This window comes from Plantactinospora sp. ZYX-F-223 (genome assembly GCF_039649625.1).
Classification (GTDB): domain Bacteria; phylum Actinomycetota; class Actinomycetes; order Mycobacteriales; family Micromonosporaceae; genus Plantactinospora.
Genome location: NZ_JBDJAV010000003.1, coordinates 242,075 through 262,773, shown reverse-complemented (window position 1 = coordinate 262,773; position 20,699 = coordinate 242,075). Strand labels below are relative to the sequence as shown.

General features: G+C 72.7%; 17 protein-coding genes. 6 read left to right on the top strand and 11 right to left on the bottom strand.

Annotation, left to right across the window (positions count from 1 at the left end; translation table 11 throughout):
* Positions 1–30: 30 nt before the first annotated feature.
* From AAH979_RS04860 to AAH979_RS04850, 3 genes are all read left to right on the top strand, one after another.
* On the top strand, positions 31–639 hold the full coding sequence (locus AAH979_RS04860) for a (2Fe-2S)-binding protein (protein WP_346256793.1): 609 nt from the start codon (positions 31–33) through the stop codon (positions 637–639).
* Positions 636–2,957, top strand: coding sequence for a molybdopterin cofactor-binding domain-containing protein (locus AAH979_RS04855; protein WP_346256792.1), 2,322 nt, complete (start codon positions 636–638; stop codon positions 2,955–2,957). Before AAH979_RS04860 ends, AAH979_RS04855 begins: the two co-directional genes overlap by 4 nt.
* Positions 2,958–3,055: 98 nt before the next feature.
* Positions 3,056–3,496, top strand: coding sequence for a hypothetical protein (locus tag AAH979_RS04850; RefSeq protein WP_346256791.1), 441 nt, complete (start codon positions 3,056–3,058; stop codon positions 3,494–3,496).
* 70 nt (positions 3,497–3,566) lie between these two features.
* On the opposite strand, the gene AAH979_RS04845 is transcribed toward AAH979_RS04850, so the two are convergent.
* The gene (locus tag AAH979_RS04845; RefSeq protein ID WP_346256790.1) at positions 3,567–4,508 is read right to left on the bottom strand and encodes an AraC family transcriptional regulator; all 942 of its coding nucleotides are present in this window, start codon (positions 4,506–4,508) and stop codon (positions 3,567–3,569) included.
* Between the two features lie 81 nt (positions 4,509–4,589).
* Between AAH979_RS04845 and AAH979_RS04840 the strand changes: the two genes are divergently transcribed.
* A complete protein-coding gene (locus AAH979_RS04840; protein WP_346256789.1) occupies positions 4,590–5,432 on the top strand; it encodes an NmrA family transcriptional regulator in 843 nt (280 codons plus the stop codon).
* Positions 5,433–5,537: 105 nt separating this feature from the next.
* Here AAH979_RS04840 and AAH979_RS04835 read toward each other — a convergent pair whose 3' ends face one another.
* Positions 5,538–6,902, bottom strand: a complete 1,365-nt coding sequence (locus AAH979_RS04835) for an MFS transporter (RefSeq protein ID WP_346256788.1) — start codon at positions 6,900–6,902, stop codon at positions 5,538–5,540.
* Positions 6,903–7,143: 241 nt separating this feature from the next.
* On the opposite strand from AAH979_RS04835, the gene AAH979_RS04830 reads away from it, so the two are divergent.
* Complete coding sequence (locus AAH979_RS04830) at positions 7,144–8,001, top strand: type II CAAX endopeptidase family protein (protein WP_346256787.1); 858 nt, start codon at positions 7,144–7,146, stop codon at positions 7,999–8,001.
* A 76-nt stretch (positions 8,002–8,077) separates the two neighbouring features.
* On the opposite strand, the gene AAH979_RS04825 is transcribed toward AAH979_RS04830, so the two are convergent.
* From AAH979_RS04825 to AAH979_RS04795, 7 genes are read right to left on the bottom strand one after another with little or no spacing between them, the layout of a single operon-like run.
* Positions 8,078–10,174, bottom strand: a complete 2,097-nt coding sequence (locus tag AAH979_RS04825; RefSeq protein WP_346256786.1) for a PQQ-dependent sugar dehydrogenase — start codon at positions 10,172–10,174, stop codon at positions 8,078–8,080.
* Between the two features lie 44 nt (positions 10,175–10,218).
* On the bottom strand, positions 10,219–11,190 hold the full coding sequence (locus AAH979_RS04820; protein ID WP_346256785.1) for a hypothetical protein: 972 nt from the start codon (positions 11,188–11,190) through the stop codon (positions 10,219–10,221).
* A gap of 56 nt (positions 11,191–11,246) precedes the next feature.
* Positions 11,247–12,053 (bottom strand): ABC transporter ATP-binding protein, encoded by an 807-nt coding sequence (locus AAH979_RS04815; RefSeq protein ID WP_346256784.1) that lies wholly within the window; start codon positions 12,051–12,053, stop codon positions 11,247–11,249.
* Complete coding sequence (locus AAH979_RS04810; RefSeq protein WP_346256783.1) at positions 12,043–12,843, bottom strand: ABC transporter ATP-binding protein; 801 nt, start codon at positions 12,841–12,843, stop codon at positions 12,043–12,045. Before AAH979_RS04810 ends, AAH979_RS04815 begins: the two co-directional genes overlap by 11 nt.
* Positions 12,840–14,012 (bottom strand): branched-chain amino acid ABC transporter permease, encoded by a 1,173-nt coding sequence (locus AAH979_RS04805; RefSeq protein WP_346256782.1) that lies wholly within the window; start codon positions 14,010–14,012, stop codon positions 12,840–12,842. The genes AAH979_RS04810 and AAH979_RS04805 overlap by 4 nt, the downstream gene beginning before the upstream one ends.
* A complete protein-coding gene (locus AAH979_RS04800; RefSeq protein ID WP_346256781.1) occupies positions 13,996–14,883 on the bottom strand; it encodes a branched-chain amino acid ABC transporter permease in 888 nt (295 codons plus the stop codon). Before AAH979_RS04800 ends, AAH979_RS04805 begins: the two co-directional genes overlap by 17 nt.
* A gap of 8 nt (positions 14,884–14,891) precedes the next feature.
* A complete protein-coding gene (locus tag AAH979_RS04795) occupies positions 14,892–16,112 on the bottom strand; it encodes an amino acid ABC transporter substrate-binding protein (protein WP_346256780.1) in 1,221 nt (406 codons plus the stop codon).
* A gap of 123 nt (positions 16,113–16,235) precedes the next feature.
* Between AAH979_RS04795 and AAH979_RS04790 the strand changes: the two genes are divergently transcribed.
* A complete protein-coding gene (locus AAH979_RS04790) occupies positions 16,236–17,267 on the top strand; it encodes a LacI family DNA-binding transcriptional regulator (protein WP_346256779.1) in 1,032 nt (343 codons plus the stop codon).
* Between the two features lie 194 nt (positions 17,268–17,461).
* On the opposite strand, the gene AAH979_RS04785 is transcribed toward AAH979_RS04790, so the two are convergent.
* Both AAH979_RS04785 and AAH979_RS04780 read right to left on the bottom strand, forming a co-directional pair.
* Positions 17,462–19,843 carry an FtsX-like permease family protein gene (locus tag AAH979_RS04785; protein WP_346256778.1) on the bottom strand — a complete coding sequence of 794 codons (2,382 nt, stop codon included), beginning with the start codon at positions 19,841–19,843 and terminating at the stop codon, positions 17,462–17,464.
* Complete coding sequence (locus tag AAH979_RS04780) at positions 19,840–20,532, bottom strand: ABC transporter ATP-binding protein (RefSeq protein ID WP_346256777.1); 693 nt, start codon at positions 20,530–20,532, stop codon at positions 19,840–19,842. The genes AAH979_RS04785 and AAH979_RS04780 overlap by 4 nt, the downstream gene beginning before the upstream one ends.
* Between the last annotated feature and the right edge of the window lie 167 nt (positions 20,533–20,699).

Sequence of the window (20,699 nt, the reverse complement as noted above, 5' to 3'; positions counted from 1 at the left end):
TCGCGGGGGCGTGGCCGGGAAGCCTGGGGCATGGAACAGACATTCGAGTTGACCGTCAACGGCGAACGGCGGCAGGTCGACGCCGACGCCGACAGCACCCTGCTGCACGTGCTGCGGGAGGTGCTCGGCCTCAAGGGCGCGCGGTTCGGTTGCGGCCTGGGCCTCTGCGGCGCCTGCTTCGTCCTGCTGGACGGCCGGCCCGCACCCTCCTGCGACATCCCGCTCTGGTCGGCCGCCGGCCGGACGGTCACCACGGTCGAGGGGCTCGCCGACGGCGACGTACCGCATCCGGTCCAGCGGGCGTTCCTCGACGAGCAGGCCGCACAGTGCGGCTACTGCGTCTCGGGGATCCTGGTCAGTGCGGCGGCGCTGCTCGCCGGACATCCACAGCCGGACGAGTCGACGGTGGCCGCCGCGCTCGACCGGCACCTGTGCCGGTGCGGCGCACAGCGGCGGATGGTCCGGGCCGTGGTCCGGGCCGGGCGGTACGGAGCAGGTGACACCGGCGAAGGCAGCACCGGCGCGGGCGACACCGACACCGACACGAGCGGTGCCAGCACGCGCGATGCCAGGAGCGGGGCGAGCGCCACCGAGGCCGACGCCGGTGCCGGCGGCTTCGGAACGACGGTCGAGCGGTGAGCGTCGACCGCCGGGACCCCGCCCCGGCCGCGCCGCCGCTGCCCCGGGGCGTGGTCGGCAACCCCCGGCTCGCCCGCTGGATAACGGTACGCCGGGACGGCACCGTCACGGTCCGGGTCGGCAAGGTGGAACTCGGGCAGGGCATCCTCACCGCGCTCGCCCAGCTCGCCGCCGACGAACTCGACGTCGACCTCGCCGCCGTCACGATGGCGGCGGCCAGTACCGCCGAGGGCCCGGACGAGGGGCTGACCGCCGGCAGCCTCTCCGTCGCCGACTCCGGCGCCGCGGTCCGCCAGGTGTGTGCCGAGGTACGGGCGCTGTTCGTCGCCGAGGCCGTGGCGACCCTGGCCCTCGACCCGGACACCGTGGCCGTGCACAACGGAGTGATCACCGATGCCGACGGCTCGCGGCACACGTCGTACGGGGAACTGTCCGAGCGGGTCGACCTCGACCGCGAGGCGACCGGGGCGGTCCGGCCGAAGCCGAGGCACCAGGCGCGCTGGGTGGGCACCAGCGTGCCCCGGCTGGACCTGCCCGACAAGGTCTCCGGCCGGCCCCGCTTCATCCAGGACCTCGCACTGCCCGGGCAGCTCTCCGGCCGGGTGGTCCGGCCACCGTCACCGGCGGCGACCCTGGTCGAGGTCGACACCGCCGCCGCGCGGGTCCTGCCCGGGGTGCAGGCGGTGGTCCGGGACGGCGACTTCCTCGGCGTGGTCGCCGAGGGCGAGGAGAATGCCGAGCGGGCCGCCTCGGCACTGGCCGCCACGGCGCGCTGGCACGAGGAGCCGACTCTGCCCGACGAGGAGGACATCTCCGGCTTCCTCCGGGACGGGCCGGCCGAGTCGATCCCGGTACCCGAGCCGGGCCGTCCCGGGCCGGCGGGCCAGCCCGCCGCCGGTCAGCCTGGCGATCCGGCTCGACCCGACGCCACAGGTCGGTCCGGCCTGACCGGGGGTTCTGGCCCGGTCGAGCTGCCGAAGCCGACCCGCCCCGCCGGGCGGGTGGACGGTGCCGACGAGGCACCACCGGACGCCGTTCCGGACGCTGGCACCGGGCAGGTGGTCCGGCGGTTGCGGGCGACCTACAGCCGGCCATTCCTGGCCCACGCGTCGATGGCGCCGAGCTGCGGCGCCGCCCGCTGGACCGAGGACGGTTCCGCGGTCAGCGTCTGGAGCCACAGCCAGGGCATCCACGGGCTGGGACGGGCGATCGGCACCGCCTTGGGACTCGACGCCGACCGGGTCGACGTGCGACACGTCGAGAGCGCCGGCAGCTACGGCCACAACGGCGCGGACGACGCCGCCTTCGACGCCGTACTGCTCGCCCGGGCCGTCCCCGGGCGGCCGGTGCACGTACGGTGGAGCCGCCGCGACGAGCTGACCTGGGCGCCCTTCGGCTCGGCGATGGTGGCCGAGGTGGAGGCCGGCGTCGCCGCCGACGGTACGGTGCTGACCTGGTCCTACGACGTGTGGAGCCAAGGGCACACCGCCCGGCCCGGATACGCCGGCAGCCCGGGGCTGCTCGCCGCCACCCACCGGGACCGGTCCCGCCCGACGCCACCGGCGGCCGATCCACCGGCCTGGGGCGGTGGCGGGACGACCCGCAACGCCTGGCCGATCTACACCTTCCCGGAGCGCCGGATCCACGGCCACCGGGCGCTGCGGACCGCGCTGCGCTCCTCGTCGCTACGGTCGCTCGGCGCGTTCACCAACGTCTTCGCCATCGAGTCCTTCATGGACGAACTGGCCCTGTCGGCCGGGGCGGACCCGGTGGCGTACCGGCTGGCCCAGCTCGCCGACCCCCGGGCCCGGGAGGTGGTCTCGATCGCCGCCGACCTCGGCGGCTGGCAGCGGCGCGGCACCGAGGAGAACGTCGGGTACGGCATCGGCTTCGCCCGCTACAAGGACCGGGGCGCGTACTGCGCGGTGCTGGCCGAGGTGCAGGCCGAGCACGAGGTACGGGTGCGCCGGCTGACGCTGGTCGTCGACGTGGGGCGGGTGGTCAACCCCGACGGGGTACGCAACCAGATCGAGGGCGGCGCGGTCCAGGCCACCAGTTGGACACTGAAGGAACGGGTCCGGTTCGACCGCTGGCGGGTTACCAGCGCGGACTGGGAGAGCTATCCGATCCTGCGGTTCAGCGAGGTGCCGCAGGTCGACGTACACCTGGTGGATCGCCCGGCGGAGCCGTCGGTCGGCGCCGGCGAGGCGGCCCAGGGTCCGACGGCGGCCGCCGTCGCCAACGCCGTCGCGGACGCGATCTCGGTCCGGGTACGCGACCTGCCGATCACCACCGACCGCATCGTGGCGGCGCTCTGACCGCAGACCACGCTCCGCGGTACCGGCCCCGCACCGGGGAGACGCCCTTCGCACCTCGTGTGCGACAGCCGCACCGGGCGGATCGATAACCTTCGGTGATGCGAGGCTCGCCGGAAGACGACGGTTCGACCGAACTCGACGACGTGGAGCGCCGGCTGCGGGCGATCCGCGACGATCCGGAGAAGTCGACGACACTCCGGGAACTGGCGCAGTACCAGCTCGAACGGATCACCGCGCTGCGGGCGGCACGTGCCGGTGGCGGCACCGGTACGCCCACGGTGACGGTGGACCGACTCGGCCCGTTCCGGTTCTCGGCGATCCCCGCGGCCGGCATCGTCAGCATCGAGATCGACCGCGGCCACGACCACATCCCGCTGGTGGCCATCGTCTCCGCCGACGAGCTCCGCCGGCTGACGCCGCTGTTCCAGCACATCCGGGACCATGCCGCGCGCGGCGAGTCGATCCGGATCGACGTCCGGGAGGCGTTCCTCGAACTGCTCGGCCACGACCCGTTCGACGACCGGCGCGACGACCGCTGACGGCCGACCGCCGGGGGTGTGGCAGCAAGCTTGACGTGCGTTTCGGCAAGCTCCGCGTGCGCCGCCTCCGCTATCCGCGCGACGCGCCGATCCGGTACTGGTGCGGGCTGACGCCCCGTTCCCGCTTGAAGGCCGTACTCAGCGCGAACGGGCTGCCGTAGCCGACCTGTCGGGCCACCGACGCGACGGTGCTGTCCGGCTCACGCAGCAGGTCGGCCGCGAGCGCCAGCCGCCAGCCGGTCAGGTAGGTCATCGGTGGTTCGCCGACCAGCTCGGTGAACCGGCGGGACAATCCGGCCCGGGAGACTCCGGTCGCGGCCGCCAGCGACGCCACCGTCCAGCCGTGCGCGGGATTGTGGTGCAGCATCCGCAACGCCCGCCCCACCACCGGATCGGTGTACGCCCGGTACCAGGCCGGCGCGTCGGCCTCGGCCCGGGCGAACCAGGTGCGCAGGGCCGTGACCAGCAGCAGGTCGAGGAGCCGATCCAGGATCGCCTCCTGACCGGGCTCGTCCTTGACGATCTCGTCGCCGATCAGCCGCAGTAGCGGAGCCAGCCGCCCGTGCTCGGGCAGCACCAGCAGGGGCGGCAGGGCGGCGAGCAGGCGCCGACCGATCTCGCCGTCCAACTGGTAGGTGCCGGTGAGCAGCACCGTCGAGCCGTCCGGGTGGTTGCCCCAGGTCCGGACGCCCAGGTCCATGGCCTGGCTCAGGCTCTCGCCGTGCACCGTCGTGCAGCGCTGCCCGGGATGGATCACCACCTGCGGCGCGGTCGCCGGATCGTCGGCGACGGTGTACGGGTCCGGGCCGCGCATCACCGCCACCTCCCCCACCTGGAGGGACCGGTGCTCCCCGGTGTCGGGCAGCACGACGGCGGCGCCCCGGACCATCACCACCACGGTCAGCGGTGCCTGATCCTGGATCCGCAGCGACCAGGGCGGTTCGAGCACCGAACGGAGCAGGAAGGCGCCCCGGGCCCGGGGGCCGTCGAGGAGTCCGGTCAGCGCATCCACGCCGCCAGGTTAGACGCTGGCGCATGGAAATGCGATTCTCGGCTATGGGAAGTCGCAGCCAGTCCGGCTTGACTTGCGGTCATGACGCAGAACGAATTCGAGACGACGGCCCTGACCCTGGTCCTCGGCGGCACCGGCAAGACCGGGCGCCGCGTCGCGGAACGGCTCACCGCGCGGGGCGTACCGGTCCGGCTCGGCTCCCGCTCCGGCCGACCGCCGTTCGACTGGTGGGACCGGGCCACCTGGGCCGGTGCGATCCGTGGGGTCTCCGCCGCCTACCTGTCCTTCTATCCCGATCTCGCGGTGCCGGGAGCCGCCGAGACCGTCCGGTCCTTCACCGAACTCGCGGTACGCGGCGGCGTACGCCGGCTGGTCCTGCTCTCCGGCCGTGGCGAGGAGGAGGCGCAACTGGCCGAGCAGACGGTCCAGGACTCGGCTGCGGAGTGGACGATCCTGCGGGCGAGCTGGTTCAACCAGAACTTCAGCGAAGGCCAGTTGCTGGCACCGCTGCGCGACGGCGAACTGGTGCTGCCGGTCGGTGACGTCGGCGAGCCCTTCGTTGACGCCGACGACATCGCCGAGGTGGCGGAGGCGGCGCTGACCGGGGACGGGCACGTCGGCCAACTCTACGAGCTGACCGGCCCCCGGCTGTTGACCTTCGCCGAGGCGGTCGGCGAGATCGCCGAGGCGGCCGGCCGGGACATCCGGTTCCGGACGATCCCGGTCGAGGAGTACGCCGCCGTGCTGGCGGAGCAGAAGTTGCCGGCGGACGTCTCCGCGCTGCTGACGTACCTCTTCGTGGAGGTGCTGGACGGCCGCAACGCCCAGCTGGCCGACGGGGTCCGCCGGGCGCTCGGTCGCCAGCCCCGGGACTTCCGCGACTTCGCCCGGGACGCCGCCGCGACCGGGGTCTGGTCGGGGTGACGCCCTGCCCGGGGCGGGCCGGGGCGGGGCGGGATGACCCGGGTGGGGTGGGCGCGCGCCTGCCCGGGTGAATCGCCGCCGAGGCCGGCCCGGAGACGGCACGGCTCAGGCGCGGGCGGCCGGTTCCACGGCGACGGGTCCGACCGGCTCCTCCGGTCGCTGCGCCGAGCCGGTCCCCTCCGCTGGTAGGTCGAGCGGGTGCGCCAGTTCGTCCTGCGGCATCCGGGCCAGCACGATCGCCAGTATGGCGACCACGGCCGGCAGCAGGCCGGCGAGCGCGAACGTCGAACCGAGGCCGATACCGGTGCTGACCGGGCCGGCGATGGCCATCGACAGCGGCATGAAGACCAGCGAGACGAAGAAGTCGAGGCTGGAGACCCGACCCAGCATGTGCGGTGGGACGCGCCGCTGGAGCAGGGTGCCCCAGATGACCATCGGGGCCGAGAAGCAGATCCCGACGGCGAAGACCGCCACGGCGATCAGCCAGACCTGGCCGGCGACGCCGACCACGGCCAGCGGCAGGCAGCCCAGGCCCCAGAAGAGGTTCATGATGGTCAGGTAACGCCGGGGCATCCGGAACGCGGCCATCCCCAGCGAGCCGATCGCGCCACCGATGCCGAACGCCGCCATCACCAACGCGTGGTCCCCGGGGCCGCCGCCGGCCTGATCCTTGATCACGAACGGGACCAGCACCTCGATGGGCCCCATAATCAGCAGGATGAGCAGGGACGCGTAGAGGAGCGTGGCGAGCAGCCACGGCGTACGGCCCATATAGGCGAAGCCGTCACGCAGGTCGATCAGGGCCGAACGGATCGGATGGGCCGCCGGTACCGCCTGGTCGTGCCGCAGCGGCACCGGGCGCAGGGCCTGTAGGAACGCCACACCGGCGACCTCCAGCACGGTCACCACCAGCAGCGCGACGCCGGGCGACCAGACGGCGATCAGCACGCTGGCCAGCGCGGGACCGGCGGCCTGCATGATCGTCGGGCGGAGCATCCCCTCGACACCGTTGGCCGGCATCAGGTCGTCGGGCGGCAGGATCGACGGCAGCAGCGCGGAGTAGGCCGGATAGTGAAAGCCGTTTCCGACCCCGATCAACAGCGCCACCGCCGCGAGCTGCCACAGGCGCAGTTGGTCGGTCAGCGCCAGCACCGAGACCAGGCCGGTGGCGACCGCCCGGCCACCGGCAACCGCCAGCAGGATGCGGCGTTGTGGGATCCGGTCCGCCAGTACCCCGCCGAGCAGCGTGGTGGCCAGCATGCCGGCGGCCATCGCGGCGGAGACGAAGGACAACTCGCCGGGGCCGCCGTCCATCTCGATGACCTGCCAGACGACGGCGATCATCCACACCCCGGCGGCGAACAGCGACATCGTCAGGGCAGCGGCGAGGAGCTGGTACTGCCCGTTGCGGAACGGGCGCAGCGGCCCGCGCAGCCAGCCCGGTCGGCCCTCCCCCGTGGCGCCCTCCATCGCCTCGTCCTCCCTCGTGTCGCGACCGCTCGATGATGTCACGGCCCGGAACCCGCCGACCCGTTACCGCCGGGCCTGGAACCCGGAGCCGAAGCCCGCGCCATTGTCGTCGGCACCTGCGACATTTTCTGCTCCGGGCTGGCCCGGCCCCCGCCGGACCGGCGCCATCGACCGAAGGATGTACCGACGAATCGTCACGCCGGGCGACGAGATGCCCGATTCCGGTCAGCACGCTGGCACCATGCGGAGACGGATCTCGACCGGCGTCGGCCTGGCCCTACTCATCGCCGCCCCGGTGGCACTGGCACTGTTGCGCGGAGCGGAGGTGCGTACCTCCGCCGATGCCGAGGCGCCGGCCAAGCCGCTGGCCGGGATCGTCGCCGCCACCCTGGTCGGGCTGCTGCTGGTCCGGCTGGTCCCGCTCCGGCTGCCGGCCCTGCCGGCGGCCGGGGCCGCCGAGCGGCCCGCGCTCCGCCGGCAGGCCATCGGGCTGATCGGGATCGCCCTGCTGCTGCCCGCCGTGGTGCTCGCCGTCGACCCCGGCATCTGGTACGCCCCGATCAAGCTCGTCCTCTTCTTCGGCGGCGCCGCCCTGGTGCTGCGGTACTGGCCGACCGACTGGCGGGGCGGCCGGGCACACCGGCGGGCCGTGCCGACCCGGTGGTACTGGCTCGGGCCGCTGCCCGCCCTGCTCGGCTGGGCCTACCTGCTCTACTACAGCCCGCTCGCCGGCAGCCAGGACATGTCCGGCTACCGCCGGTACGACCGGCTCTACCTGCTCGCCGCCACGCTGCTGACCTTCGTCACCGCGAGCCTCGCCGAGGAGATCTTCTACCGGGCCCTGTTGCAGACCCGGCTGGAGGCGTTGTACGGACGCTGGTCCGCCATCGTCGCCACCTCGCTGCTCTTCGCCGCCATGCACGTGCACCGGATCGGGGACGGTCCACTGTGGGAGATGGTCGCGGTGATGCTCGCCTGGAACGGCGGTTTCGGCCTCCTCGCCGGTTACCTGTGGGCTCGCTACCGCAACATCTGGGCCCTCTTCGCACTGCACACGGCGGTCAACTCGCTCAGCCTGCTGCCGCTGCTGGTCGAGTGAGCGGCGAATAACTCCCGGCGGACGCGGGCCCCTCCCACCACGGCGGCGGCAGGAGGGAGCCCGCTGCGGGCACGGGTCAGGCGGGTGTGCCCCGGACGGTCAGGTCGCGCATCCGGCCGATGTTGTCGAACGAGCCGAAGCCGACCCGGCCGGCGCTGAAGGTGGTGTCGGCGGCGGTCATCAGGGGATCCCGGGAACCGTCGAGGTAGACCGCGATCTCACCGGTCGCCGGCTGGTGGACCAGGCGTACCCGGTGCCAGCGGTCGTCGGTGATGGCCGGGGCCGCCCCTTCGGACCGGCCGTTCCACTGGTAGTCGATCCGCTCCCGGTCGGCGTTGTCGACCTTGAATATGCCGTTGTGCGGATAGATCGTGTTGTCGGTCGAGAGGTGCGCATAGTAGAACTCGGTGTCGGACTTCCAGCCGAAGACAATGATCACGTCCCGGTTGGTCTCCTCGACCGGCGTGTCGAGCCGTACCTCTGCGTTGATCTCCACCGCGCCGAGTTCGGGCCCGGCGGTCAGCACCGAGTACTCGAACGGGCGGCGCGGGCCGGGACGCTGCGTACCGGCCTCGGCGAGGATCACCTGGCTGCCGGTGAACCGCCAGTTCTCCGGGGTGACCGGGCGCCAGTTGCCCGGGCGCATGGTGTCCCGGACCTTCGTGGTGCCGACCCGTCCACCGGCGTACTCCCGGGTGCCGGTGACCTTCCAGATCTTCCCGTTCGCCTTGGCCAGGATGTACAGCTCACCCTGGGTGTCGGTGCCGAACCGCAGGTCCACCCGGTTGGGGTCGCCGGGCGCCCCGGGACCGGAGAGATCCTGCATCCGCACCGGAGTACCGGCCGCGTCGAAGAGGGCCAGCCGGTGGATCGGCGCCAGGTCCCGGCCCCGCCGCATCTGGTCGACCTCGGTGTAGAGCACCCGGCCGTCGACGAGGTCGCCGAAGACGTACTTGCCGCGCAGCGCCGGCACGTCCCGGCCCCGGTAGACGAAGCCGCCGGCCACCGCCACACCAATGTCCGAGGTGCAGTTCCAGCCCGGCGCGGGTTCGTGGTCGTACGCGGCGACCGGGTACGTGTAGCCGTAGCTGGCGTCGTCGGGCGGCAGCGGGAAGATCCGGTCACACGGGTTCGTCGACGTCTTGTCGAAGACGAAGGCGCCCTCGCGCTCGCTCCAGCCGAAGTTGTCGCCGGCCCGCACCTCGTAGATCGCCTCGATGGCGTGCTCCCCGATGTGCCCGAGATACATCCTGCCGGTCTCCCGGTCCCAACTGAACCGGTGCGGGTCACGCATCCCGACCGCGTAGATCTCACCGAGCGCGCCGGCCTGGCCGACGAACGGGTTCGACGGCGGGATGCCGTACCGCCCGTTCGGCGCGTTGCGGCCGGCCGGGTCGATCCGGAGCAGCTTGCCGTGCGGCATCGCCATGTTCTGCGGGTCGGTGTTGCGCACGCCGACGCCGCCGTCGCCGGCCGCGATGTAGAGCAGCCCGTAGTCGGCGTCGCCCCGCCGGGCGGTCGGATCGAAGTTGATCTCCTGGATGCCGTGCACCCGGCCGCCGAACCCGATCCGCAGCACCTCCCGGCGGTTGCCGGCGAAGGTGTCGGCGGCCGGGTCGGTGGCGGTCCACTCGGTGATGATGCCGTGGTAGCCGGTGTTGGGCTGGCTGTAGTCCGGCACCACCGGAGTGGACGAGGCCGACTCGGTGTGCACGGTGTAGAACCTGCCGTTGCGGCCGAAGTCAGGGTGGAAGGCGACGTATCCGAAGCCCTGGCCGAGCCCCTGGCCGGAGAAGAAGCGCGGCGCGAAGGTGCCGGCCACGTCCAGGTAGACGTGCGGCACGCCGTCCTGCACGAGATAGAGGCTGCCGTTCAGGTCGGGTACCGCCCGCCGGCCCGATCCGTCCGGCAGCTCCATGATGGTGTTGATCCGCGCCTGTCGCATCAGGCGCGGGTCGGTGGGTGCCGGCGTCGGCTCCGACTTCGGGAACGCCGCGTACTCGGTGAGCACCAGCCCGAGGTGCGACTGGATCTGCTGTTCCGGTACGGGGTCGTAGACCGCGTCGGCGGCCCGGGCCGGCGCTGCCGCGACCAAAGTGGAGAGTACGAGGGCTGCGGCGCTGAGCGAGGCGGTGGCGAGGGGTCTGCGGAGGCGACGGGTGGGAGTACGCACGCGGGGTCACTCCGTTCTCGGGACGGGACTTGGGTGGGTGGTGGTCAACGTCCTCCGGTCACGTGGCGGTACTGCTTCTCGACCTGGCGGGCCGGGACGACCCGGTCGAGGAACATCAGCGAGTCCATCCGGCAGTCGCAGGGGTTCTGCTCCCGGGTGTCCTGCGGGAAACTGCCGCCGATCTTGATGCCTCGGGGATCGGTGGCGGTGGCGCGGTGCCGGCCCGGCCCGGCGACCTGCCACGGGTCGTCGGTCCGGGTGTAGAAGCCGTCCAGCGGCCGGCCGTTGCGGTAGAGCGCCATGCTGCCGTCGGTGAAGTCGAAGGTGGCGGCGAGGAAGACCCACTCACCGACCGGCAGCAGGGTCCGCCAGTCCGCGGCCGCGGCGAAGGTCTGCGACTCGCCGCCGTCCAGCCGCCGGCCGAGGGCGACCAGCCGCAGTTCACCGTCGACGGTGATGAGTTCGAGCAGCGCCCGCACGGCATGCCCGTCGGAGTCGCCGGTGAGTACCCCGGCCAGGCCGATCGCGTTGAACCGGTCGCCGGGGTCGGCGGTGTTGGAGTTGGGCGCCGGCCCGTCGCCGAGCATCTTGAACCAGCCGAGCACGCTCGCCCCGGCCGCGCCGTCGAAGGCGTGCAGGCTGGGCAGCCCGGTCGGCGCGTAGACGCCGGCCTTCCAGTCGTCGTTGCCGGCCACCCCCGGATCGACCTGCCCGGTCTGCACCGCCCGGCCGCTGCCCCGGTGGGCCCGGTCCGGCACCCGCATCGCGGCGCCCCCGTTGACCAGGTCGAGCGTGGTGCCGGAGTGGCCCAGGTCGCGTTCCCGGGCGGGGTCGCCGCGCAGCGGGTGGTCGAAGTCGTAGTGCGCGACCAGCCGGTGCCGCAGTTCGGGGTGGACGGCGCGGTGGCGGTCGCCGTGTCCCTGGGCCGGTGTCGCCGTACCGGCCGTCGCGAGCAGCCCGGCCAGGGCGGCGGCGGTGGTGGCGACGACGGCGTGTCGCAGTCTCGGTCTCGGCATCGCGTACACCTCTCTGTGCGTCGCGGCGAGGCCGGGCGGGTCGACCCGGCGCGGCACTACCCGGTGTGCTCGCGGGTGCCGTCGTCACCCGCCTGGTCGGTGGAGGCCCGGGCCGCCGTGCCGGCGGCGGGTGGCGTCTCGCCGGGCCGGCCGCCGAGATAGAGGTCGCCGAGCTTCGGGTCGGCCAGCAGCTCGGCCGCCGGGCCGGAGATGTGTACCCGACCGAGGTCGAGCACGCAGCCGAGGTCGGCGGTCTCCAGCGCCCGGCGGGCGTTCTGCTCGACCAGCAGCACCGCCGTGCCGGCGTCGCGCATCCGGACGACCTGCTCGAAGACCGTGCTGGTCGCCTTCGGGTCCAGCCCCATCGACGGCTCGTCGAGCAGCACCACCCGGGGCTCGACCATCAGCGACCGGGCGAACTCGACCTGTTTCTGCTGCCCGCCGGAGAGCAGTCCGGCGAGGGTGTCCCAGCGCTGCCCGACCACCGGGAAGAGGTCCCGGACGAAGTCGGCCCGCCGCGCCAGCAGCGAGGAGTCCCGCAGGGTGTAGCCGCCGAGCAGCACGTTCTCGGCCACCGTCATCTCCCGGAAGACGCTGTGCCCCTGGAGCACGTGCGCCACCCCGGCGGCGAGCATCCGCTGCGGCCCGTGGCCGGTCACGTCGACCCCGCCGACGAGGATCCGGCCGGACCGTGGCTTGAGCAGCCCGCTGGCCACCTTGAGCACCGTCGACTTGCCGGCACCGTTGGGACCGACGAGGCAGACGACGGTGCCGGGCTCGACCGAGACGGAGAGCCCGCGCAGCACCGGGGCCGCCCGCCCGTACCCGGCCTGGACGTCGACGAGTTCGATCTCAGACGCCAAGGTACGCCCCCAGCACCCGCTCGTCGGAGCGGATCACCGACGGCGGCCCCTCGGCGATCGGCCGTCCCCGGTCGAACACCACGACGTGGTCGCTGATGCTCATCACCAGGTCCATGTTGTGCTCGACGATCACGAAGGTCCTCCCCTCGGCGTTGAGCTCGCGCACCAGGGCGCCGATCCGGTCCAGCAGGGCCGGGTTGACCCCGCCGGCCGGCTCGTCCAGCAGCACGGTCTCCGGACCGCTCATCAGCACCCCGGCGAGTTCCAGCAGCTTCTGCTGCCCCCAGGACATGTTCCGGGCCTCGACGTCGGCCAGGTGCTCGATGCCGAGCCGGGTCAGCCAGCCCCGGGCCCGGTCCAGCTCGACGCGGCGCCGGGCGCCCCGCAACTGGCTCCAGAACCCGTCGGGTCGGGCCGCCGCGAGGACGTTGTCCAGGGCCGACATCCGGGGGAAGACCCGGCAGAGCTGGAAGGTACGCCCGATGCCGGCCCGGGCGATCGCGTGCGGGCTGCGCCGGGTGATCTCCTCGCCCCGGTACGACGTCCGCCCGCTGTCCGGCCGGATCATCCCGGTGACGCAGTTGAAGAACGTCGTCTTGCCGGAGCCGTTCGGCCCGATCAGCGCGTTGACCTGCCCGTGCCGGAACGTCACGGTGGCCGCGTCCAGCGCGGTCACCCCGCCGAACGCCTTGGTCAGCCCGGTCGTCGCCAGGCTGCCCGTCCCGGTCTGCGCCGGGCTGCGTGTGCCACCTGTCGCCGGGCCGGTCGGCCCGCTCGGCTGCCCGGTCACGACCGCTCCTCCGCCGACCGTCCGTCGGGGGCGCCGACGGGCACCCCGGCCGGCGGGTCGACCGCCAGGCCACCGTCTGGTCGGGTGGCGTCCCGGTCACGCAACTCGGCCGCGGTCACCTCGCGGATCGAACTCTGCGCCGGCCGCAGGAACCGGTCGACCAGTGCGCCCACCGCCGGCAGCACCCCGTCCGGCATGAACATCACCACCAGGGCCAGCAACAGACCGGTGGCGACCAGATGCAGCGGGCTGTTGCCGAACTCCACCTTGAAGTACTCCAGTCCGATCCCGACGACGAGCGCGCCGACCAGCGGGCCGAAGAGCTGGCGTACCCCGCCGAGCAGCGCCATCAGCACCAGGTAGGAACCGGTCAGGATGGAGAACTGGAAGACCGGGTCGAGGTCGCCGAACCAGAGCGCGTAGAGGCCGCCGGCCAGGCCGGTGAAGCCGGCCGACACCACGAAGACCACCAGCTTGTACCCGAAGGTCGGGGTGCCCAGCGACTCCGCCTTGTCCTCGTCCTCGCGGATCGCCTTGAGGCCGAGCCCGAAGCGGGACCGGTCGACCAGCCACCAGACCAGCAACGCGACCGCGAGCAGGGCGGCGAAGAGATAGAAGAAGACCCGGTGGTGCTCGGGCCGGAGCAGCCCCGGGAACGGGCGCGGCACGACCAGTCCGCGCGACCCGCCGGTGAACGACGCCCAGCTCTGGAAGACCAGCAGCAGGATCAGCACCAGCGCGATCGACACGATCACGAACGACGCCCCGCGCACCCGCAGCGCGGCGTACCCGACCGGGACCGCGAACGCCGCCACCAGCAGCGTCGCCGCGGCGAGCGCGACGAAGCTCGGCAGTCCGGCCCGGACCACGAGCAGGCCGGTGGCGTACCCGCCGAGCCCGGCCAGTGCGCCGTGCCCGAGCGAGATGTACCCGGTGAACCCGCCGACGAAGTTCCACGACGTCGACAGCACCGCGTAGTTCAGCACGACGACGCCGGCCGACAGGATGTACGGGTTCGGCGCCCAGGACGGAAACGAGAGCACGGCGGCGGCGACGGCCAGGACGGCGGCCACCCGGAGCAGCCCGGCCGTCCGGTTTCCGGGTGTCGACCCGGCCGGCCCGGCCTCCGGCGCCGCTGCCGTCGCGGGAAGGTCAGAAGCGCTGGGCAAGCCGACCTCCGAAGAATCCCTGCGGGCGGAACGCCAGCGTCGCGAAGAGCGCGAGATAGAAGATGGTCTGGGCCCAGGTGGTGCCGAGCGGGATCTGCAACAGGCTCTGCATCAGCCCGAGCAGCACCGCGGCGATCGCCGCCCCTGGTACGCTGCCCAGCCCGCCGACCACGATGATCGCCATCAGTGGACCGATCCAGTGCCAGTGCAGCGACGGGTAGATGGTGGTGTCCAGGGCCAGCGCCGTACCGCCGACGGCGGCGGTGGCCAGCCCGACGCCGAAGCCGAAGCCGGCGATCCGATCGGTGTCGATCCCGATCAGCCGGGCGGCGTCCCGGTGCTGGATCGTCGCGCGCAGCGCCCAGCCGAACCTGGTCCGCTTGAGCAGCAGGTACAGCGTCAGCAGTGCGACGGCGGCGAGCCCGAACGCGATCAGCTTGACCACCGCGATCCGGGCGCCGAAGAGGCCGAGGCTGGCCGAGCCGTACCCGAGCTGGACCCGTCGCTGGGTGCCGCTGAAGGCGTAGCCGAGCAGCCCCTCGATCAGCACGGCGATCGCGAAGGTGAGCAGCACCGACATCATGGTCAGGGTCACCGGACGCAGCCGGGCCAGCAGCAGCCGCTGGAGCAGCACGCCGAGGCCGAAGAAGAGCGGAACGGTGACAACCATCGACAGCAGCGGATCGACGCCCAGCCTGGCATGCGACCACCAGGCGAGGTAGGCGGCGAGGATGAGGAACGCCGAGTGGGCGATCATCACCACCCGCATGATGCCGAAGTAGAGCGTCAGGCCCGCTGCCAGGAGGGCGTACAACCCACCCAGCAGCAGGCCCAGGATGACGCTCTGGAAGAGCAGGGCGCCGGACGGCATCCGTTACCTCACCAGGCCGGCTTCGGGTAGACGATGTCGACTTCCTTCGCCTCGGTGGGCAGGACGATCTGGATCTGCCCGCCGACCCACTGCTGGATCATGTGCGCGCCCTGCGGCTTCCCGGTGGCGTCCCAGGTGAGCGGCCCGACGACGGTCTCCACCTTGTTGCCGCGGATCCAGTCGACCAGCTTCTGTTGGCACTCCCCCTGCTCGGCGCAGCCGACGGCGGTGACGGCGGCCGCCACCACCTGGCCGGTGGTGTACGCGTTCGCCTCGTCCTCCTCCGGCGGTGAGCCGAACTGCTCGGTGTACTTCTGCACGAACTCGACGTTGCTCGGATAGGGCGCCTTCTGGGTGTAGCCGGTCGGCGCCAGGATGCCCTCGGTCTTGTTGCCGATCGCGGCGGCGAACTCGGGGCTGGTCGGCGCGGTCGAGAAGGCCGCCAGCTTGGGCTGGTAGTTGAGCTGTTGCAGGGCGACGATGAGGTTCACGCCGTCCTGGTACTGCGAGCCGCCCACCACCATGTCCGCCCTGGAGGCCGCGATCTTGGCGGCGATGGTGCCGAAATCGGTGGTGTTCGGCGGGTACACCTCGTTCACGACGGTACGCACCCCGCCCGCCTCCAGCTTCGCCTTCAGCCCGTACGCGGTGCCCTGTGCGAACGGGTCGTCCATGGCGGCGTACGCGACGGTGGTCGGTCGCTGCCCGGGCGGCAGGCCCAGCAGGTATTCGGCGAGGTGGTTGTAGTGGTCGTCGGCGACCGCCGGTGCCGCGTAGAACAGGTTCTTGAAGCCCTGCGTGAAGACCTCCTTCGCCGCACCGGCCGGCTCCACGAAGAGCATGCCGTACTCCTCGGCCACCCGGGCGGCCGGGACGACGAGGCGGGTCGAGAAGGGACCCACCACGATGTCCACGTTGTCCTGGCCGATCAACTGCTCGTAGTCGGCCACCACCCGGTCGGCGTTGGACTGGTCGTCGAGAATCTTCAGCTCGACCTGCCGGCCGAGCAGGCCACCCTTGTCGTTAGTGATCTTGGCCCAGGCCTCGTAGCCGCGTTGCACACCCTTGCCGGGCTCGGAGAAGTCCCCGGTCAGCGGGAGCGAGATCCCCACCACGATCGGATCGTCGGAGGAGCCCGACCCGCCGTCGTCGCCACAGCCCGCCAGCAGAAGTGCCACCGCCGCGCCGACGGCCGTTGCCCATCGTCCGCGTGTCGCTCGGGATGTCATTCCTGACGCTCCTTCGCAGAGGTAACGAAAGCGCTTACGGAAGCGCTTTCGTACCATAGGCTGTGGCCTGCATCACTTGCAATAGTTGCCGCTACGGTCGTTGATGTTTCCCGGGAGTTACCGATGCCGAAGCCTGGCGGGCGGCTGCGCCTCGTCGACGTCGCCGAACGGGCCGGTGTGTCGCTGGCAACCGCCTCCCGGGCGCTCGCCGGTCGGGACGGCGTCAGCCCGCAGGTCGCCGACCGGGTCCGGCAGGTCTCCCGGGAACTCGGGTACGTGGCCAACCCGTACGCCCGCACCCTGGCCGGCGGCGTCAGCTCGACCGTCGGACTCGTCGTGCACCAGGTCGACGACCCCTACTTCTCGGAGATAGCCGGCGGGGTCATCCAGATCGCCGACGAACAGGGCCTGCTGGTGCAGATCTGCCACTCCGGCCGCGACCCCGAGCACGAGCTGCGGCAGTTGCGGCACCTCATCGCCCAGCGGGTCGGCATCGTCCTGATCGCCGGCTCGGGCTACGACGACCCACGGGTCCAGGCCGAGGCGCGGCGCGAACTGGCGGCGTACCAGAACCTGGGCGGGCGGGTCGCGGTGATCGGCCGGCATCCGCTCGGGGTGGACGCGGTACTGCCCGACAACGAGGCCGGCGGGCGTGCCCTCGGCGAGCACCTGCTGGCGCTGGGCCACCGCCGGATCGCGGTCGCCGCCGCGACCGGTGGACTCACCACCGTGATCGACCGGCTCGCCGGAGTGGCGGCCGCGCTGCGCCGGCACGGGCTGACCCTCGACGAGCTGCCGATCGTGCACACCGACTTCACCCGGGACGGGGGCCGGATCGCGGCCGAACGGATCCTGCGGGAACATCCCGACACGACCGCGATCGTGGCGCTGAACGACTCGATGGCGATCGGGGTGCTCTCGACGCTGCGGGCGCACCGGGTCGGCGTACCGGAGCGGGTCTCGGTGGTCGGGTTCAACGACGTCTCGGTCGCCGCGGACCTCGCGCCCGGTCTCACCACCGTCCGGCTGCCGATGACCGACATGGGCCGGATGGCCCTGGAGCTGGCCCTCAAGCCGCGGTCGAAGCGACCACGGCGCCGGCCGACCGGACACACGCTGGTGATCCGCGACTCGACCGGGCCGGCGCCCGGCTGACGCCGCCCGGGCGGTCGCCCGCCACGTCGACGGATGCGACGCGCCTGCCGGGGTGCGCCGCGCGGTCACGACGCGGGCGGCACCCCGGCGGGCGGACCGGACCCCCTGCCGTGCCAGCTGAAGCCGCAGGGCTGTCCGGGCGCGGACTCGGGCTGTCCGGGTGCAGGTTCTGGTCTGCCCGGCGCGGGTCCGGGCTATTCGGTGCGTAGTGCGGTGGCGGTGCGGGTGCGTGCGGCCCAGCCGGCGGGCAGCAGCGCGCCGAGCACGGCGATGAGCAGGCCGCCGAGGCCGAAGAGCACCAGCTCGGCGGGGTGGTAGATGTCGATGACCGAGGCGGGCAGGTGGAACCCTGCGGCATTGCCCATCTCGGCCACGATCATCCTCTGCATGACGACGCCGACGGGCACGCCGACGGCGCCGCCGATCAGCCCCGTGACGACGACCGAGGCGATGACCATCATGATGGTCTGCCGCGGGGTCATCCCCAGGGCCTTGTGCACCCCGAGATCGTGGACGCGTTCCCGAGTCTCCAGCACGACCATGTTGAGTACGCCCAGCGCGGCCACGGTGCCCAGCATCAGGGTGAGCAGGCCGGTCAGCGTGTTGATGATCAGCAGGATCTCGTCCGCCTCCTGTTCGACGACCTCCGCGGTGGCTTCCACCGACGCCAGCGCGGCGTTCAGCGCCTTGACGTACCCGGCCGGGTCGGTGCCGGGGGTGAGCGTGATGTGGTATTCCTGGGGCCGCAGGTCCGGTTGGCTGGCCGCGAGTGTCGCGGCGGCGGTGAGCACCTGCATGCCCCTGGACTCGATGTTGAAGACCTCGCCGACGATCCGGGCGTCGATCCGCCTGCCGTGGTCGGTCAGGACGATGCTGTCGCCGACCCGGGTGTCGGTGGCGGTCAGGAACGGTCGGGAAACCACGATCTCGCCGGGTTGGCCGAACCAGCTACCGGAGATCATCTGGTAGCTGTCGGCGTGGCCGTCGCCGGTGAAGGCGAGGACGTTCAGCGCACTGGTGAGTCCCGGCGTGGTCACCTCGGTGTGCGCCACGCCGCTGTACCGGCCGGTGCCGGGCTGTGCGGTGATAGCCGCGACCACGGCCACGGGGTCCGGTGACGGCGGCGGCCCAAGGGCGACTCTCGGGGGCTCCGGCGGGGCGCCCTCGGGTGGCGGCCCGGAGATCGCGCGGCCCGGGTGGATGACGACGTCGCCATGGCTCTCCGTGGCCTGGACCTCGTTCAACGAGGCGCCCAGCCCGACGGCGAAGGTCGCGGCTGCGGCCCCGAACGCAATCGCCGCGACGATGGTGCCCGTCCGGAGCACCCTGGCGAACGGCTGGGCCAGCCCGAGGGTCACCGGTCGGGGCAGCGGGAGTCGGGCGGCCAGCCGGGCGGCCCACTGACCCCGGCCCGGGCCGGGGGTGCGGCCGACGGCGAGCACCTCGACGGTGCGCAACCTCCCGGCCCGGGACGCCGCCGCCCAGGCGGTCGCGGTGACCAGGGTCAGCGCCCCGGCCAGCACCAGGAGGTTGACCGACGGGGTGACGCCGGTGTCCGTGGTGCCGTAGACCTCGTTGGTCTGCGCCAGGACCGGGACGACCAGCAGGTTGCCGGCCACGACGCCGAGCACGGCGCCGACCACGGCGGGGATCAGCGCCTGCACCGTGTACGCCCGGACCACCTGGTGCGGGGTGAACCCGAGGGCCTTGAGGATGCCGATCCGGTGTGTTCCGGTGCTGACCGCCCCGGCGATGACGTTGCCGATGATCAGGACCGCCATGAGTACGCCCAGCACCCCGAACGCGATGAGGAACGGCACGAACAGCAGCGTGCTGCCGGCGCTGTTGGTCCTGGTGGTGAGCCAGGACCGTGCTCCGGTGAACGCCCCTGTGGGCACGCTCGCCTCGATCGCGGCGCGGCCCGAGTCGATCTGGGCGGCGGTGTCGCTCGCGGCCAGGCGGTAGAGCATCTGGTACCCGGCGGTCGCCCCCGGAGCGGTCAGCGCCGCGACCTGCTCCGGTGCCACCCAGCCGCCGGCGGTATCGCTGACCGACCGGGCCACGCCGACCACCGTCAGGCTCGGGCCGCCGGCCGGGCTCGACAGCGGCAGCGCGTCACCCACCTGCGGCTGGAGGCTCCTCGGGAGCCGGTGGTCGGCGTGCATCACGATCTCGCCGAGGGCGGTCGCCCACCGCCCCTCGGTCACCGTGACGGCGTCGACCGGTCCACCCGGACCGGCCCGCCCGACCACCGTGATCGGCCGCTCCGGCCCGCCGCGATCGGTGGCCGGGGTGATCGTCGCGGTCGGGAACGGGCCGGCCGCCGCCGCGACCCCGGCGGCTCGCGCGGACGCCGACAGTTGCGCCGCCGTGGCCCTGGCCCCGTCGAACTGTACGGTCAGGTGCGCGCCGTTCTGCTGGGCGAACGCCCGATCGAAGGGCGCCGTGGAGGCCACCATCAGCGACCCGCCGAGTACGGCGGCGGTCACCGCGATCATCACCACCAGCCCGACCACCACCGTCTGCACCCGGCGACGCCCCACGCCGGACCGGACCACCCCGCCCAGCGCACTCATCGGACCGGCTCCATCGTGCTGTCGGCGGCGACCCGGCCGTCGACGAGCCGGACGGTGCGGGTCGCGCACGACTGCGCCAGAGCCAGGTCGTGGGTGACCAGGACGATGGTCTGGCCCTCGGCGTGCAGGTCGCCCAGCAGGCGCCGGACCTCCTCGCCGGAGGCGGTGTCCAGCGCGCCGGTCGGTTCGTCGGCGAGCAGCAGCGCCGGTCGGTTGACCAGGGCTCTGGCCACCGCGACGCGCTGCCGCTCCCCGCCGGAGAGCCGACCCGGGTAGGCGGCGGCGTGCCGGTCGACGCCGAGCATGCCGAGCAGCTCCATGGCGCGGCGCCGGGCGGTGCCACGGGCCATCCCGGCCAACTGCGCCGGCAGCATGACGTTGTCGGCGACGGTCAGGTCGTCGAGCAGGTTGAAGAACTGGAACACCATGCCGATCTTCGCCCGCCGGTACCGGGCGGAGCCGGCCTCACCCAACTCGTCGACGCGGACACCGGCCACGGTCACCGTGCCGCCGCTCGGCCGGTCCAGCCCGGCGACCAGGTTCAGCAGCGTGGACTTGCCGCTGCCGGACGGCCCCAGGACCGCGACCGACTCCCCGGCCGCGATCCGCAGCGATACGGCGTCCAGCGCCGGTGGCCCCCCGTCGTACCTGCGGCTCACGTCGTTCAACTCGATCACCGGTGCGCCCATGGCGGATCTCCTTCTGATTCGTGCAGCTTTGGCCGCTCGAAGCTAGGTCCGCACCGGGACCGCGGGCGTCGGCCACCGGAGTCAAATCCGGTACCGCCCCGGGATGAGACGGATCGGTGTCATCCCTGCGGCGTAGTCCGTCGAGGTAGCCCGGGTGGTTAGCCCGG

Coding starts and splice junctions, on each gene's coding strand:
- AAH979_RS04860 (WP_346256793.1), top strand. CDS start 31: ATGGAACAGACATTCGAGTTGACCGTCAACGGCGAACGGCGGCAGGTC.
- AAH979_RS04850 (WP_346256791.1), top strand. CDS start 3,056: ATGCGAGGCTCGCCGGAAGACGACGGTTCGACCGAACTCGACGACGTG.
- AAH979_RS04840 (WP_346256789.1), top strand. CDS start 4,590: ATGACGCAGAACGAATTCGAGACGACGGCCCTGACCCTGGTCCTCGGC.
- AAH979_RS04835 (WP_346256788.1), bottom strand. CDS start 6,902: ATGGAGGGCGCCACGGGGGAGGGCCGACCGGGCTGGCTGCGCGGGCCG.
- AAH979_RS04830 (WP_346256787.1), top strand. CDS start 7,144: ATGCGGAGACGGATCTCGACCGGCGTCGGCCTGGCCCTACTCATCGCC.
- AAH979_RS04820 (WP_346256785.1), bottom strand. CDS start 11,190: ATGCCGAGACCGAGACTGCGACACGCCGTCGTCGCCACCACCGCCGCC.
- AAH979_RS04800 (WP_346256781.1), bottom strand. CDS start 14,883: ATGCCGTCCGGCGCCCTGCTCTTCCAGAGCGTCATCCTGGGCCTGCTG.
- AAH979_RS04795 (WP_346256780.1), bottom strand. CDS start 16,112: ATGACATCCCGAGCGACACGCGGACGATGGGCAACGGCCGTCGGCGCG.
- AAH979_RS04790 (WP_346256779.1), top strand. CDS start 16,236: ATGCCGAAGCCTGGCGGGCGGCTGCGCCTCGTCGACGTCGCCGAACGG.
- AAH979_RS04785 (WP_346256778.1), bottom strand. CDS start 19,843: ATGAGTGCGCTGGGCGGGGTGGTCCGGTCCGGCGTGGGGCGTCGCCGG.
- AAH979_RS04780 (WP_346256777.1), bottom strand. CDS start 20,532: ATGGGCGCACCGGTGATCGAGTTGAACGACGTGAGCCGCAGGTACGAC.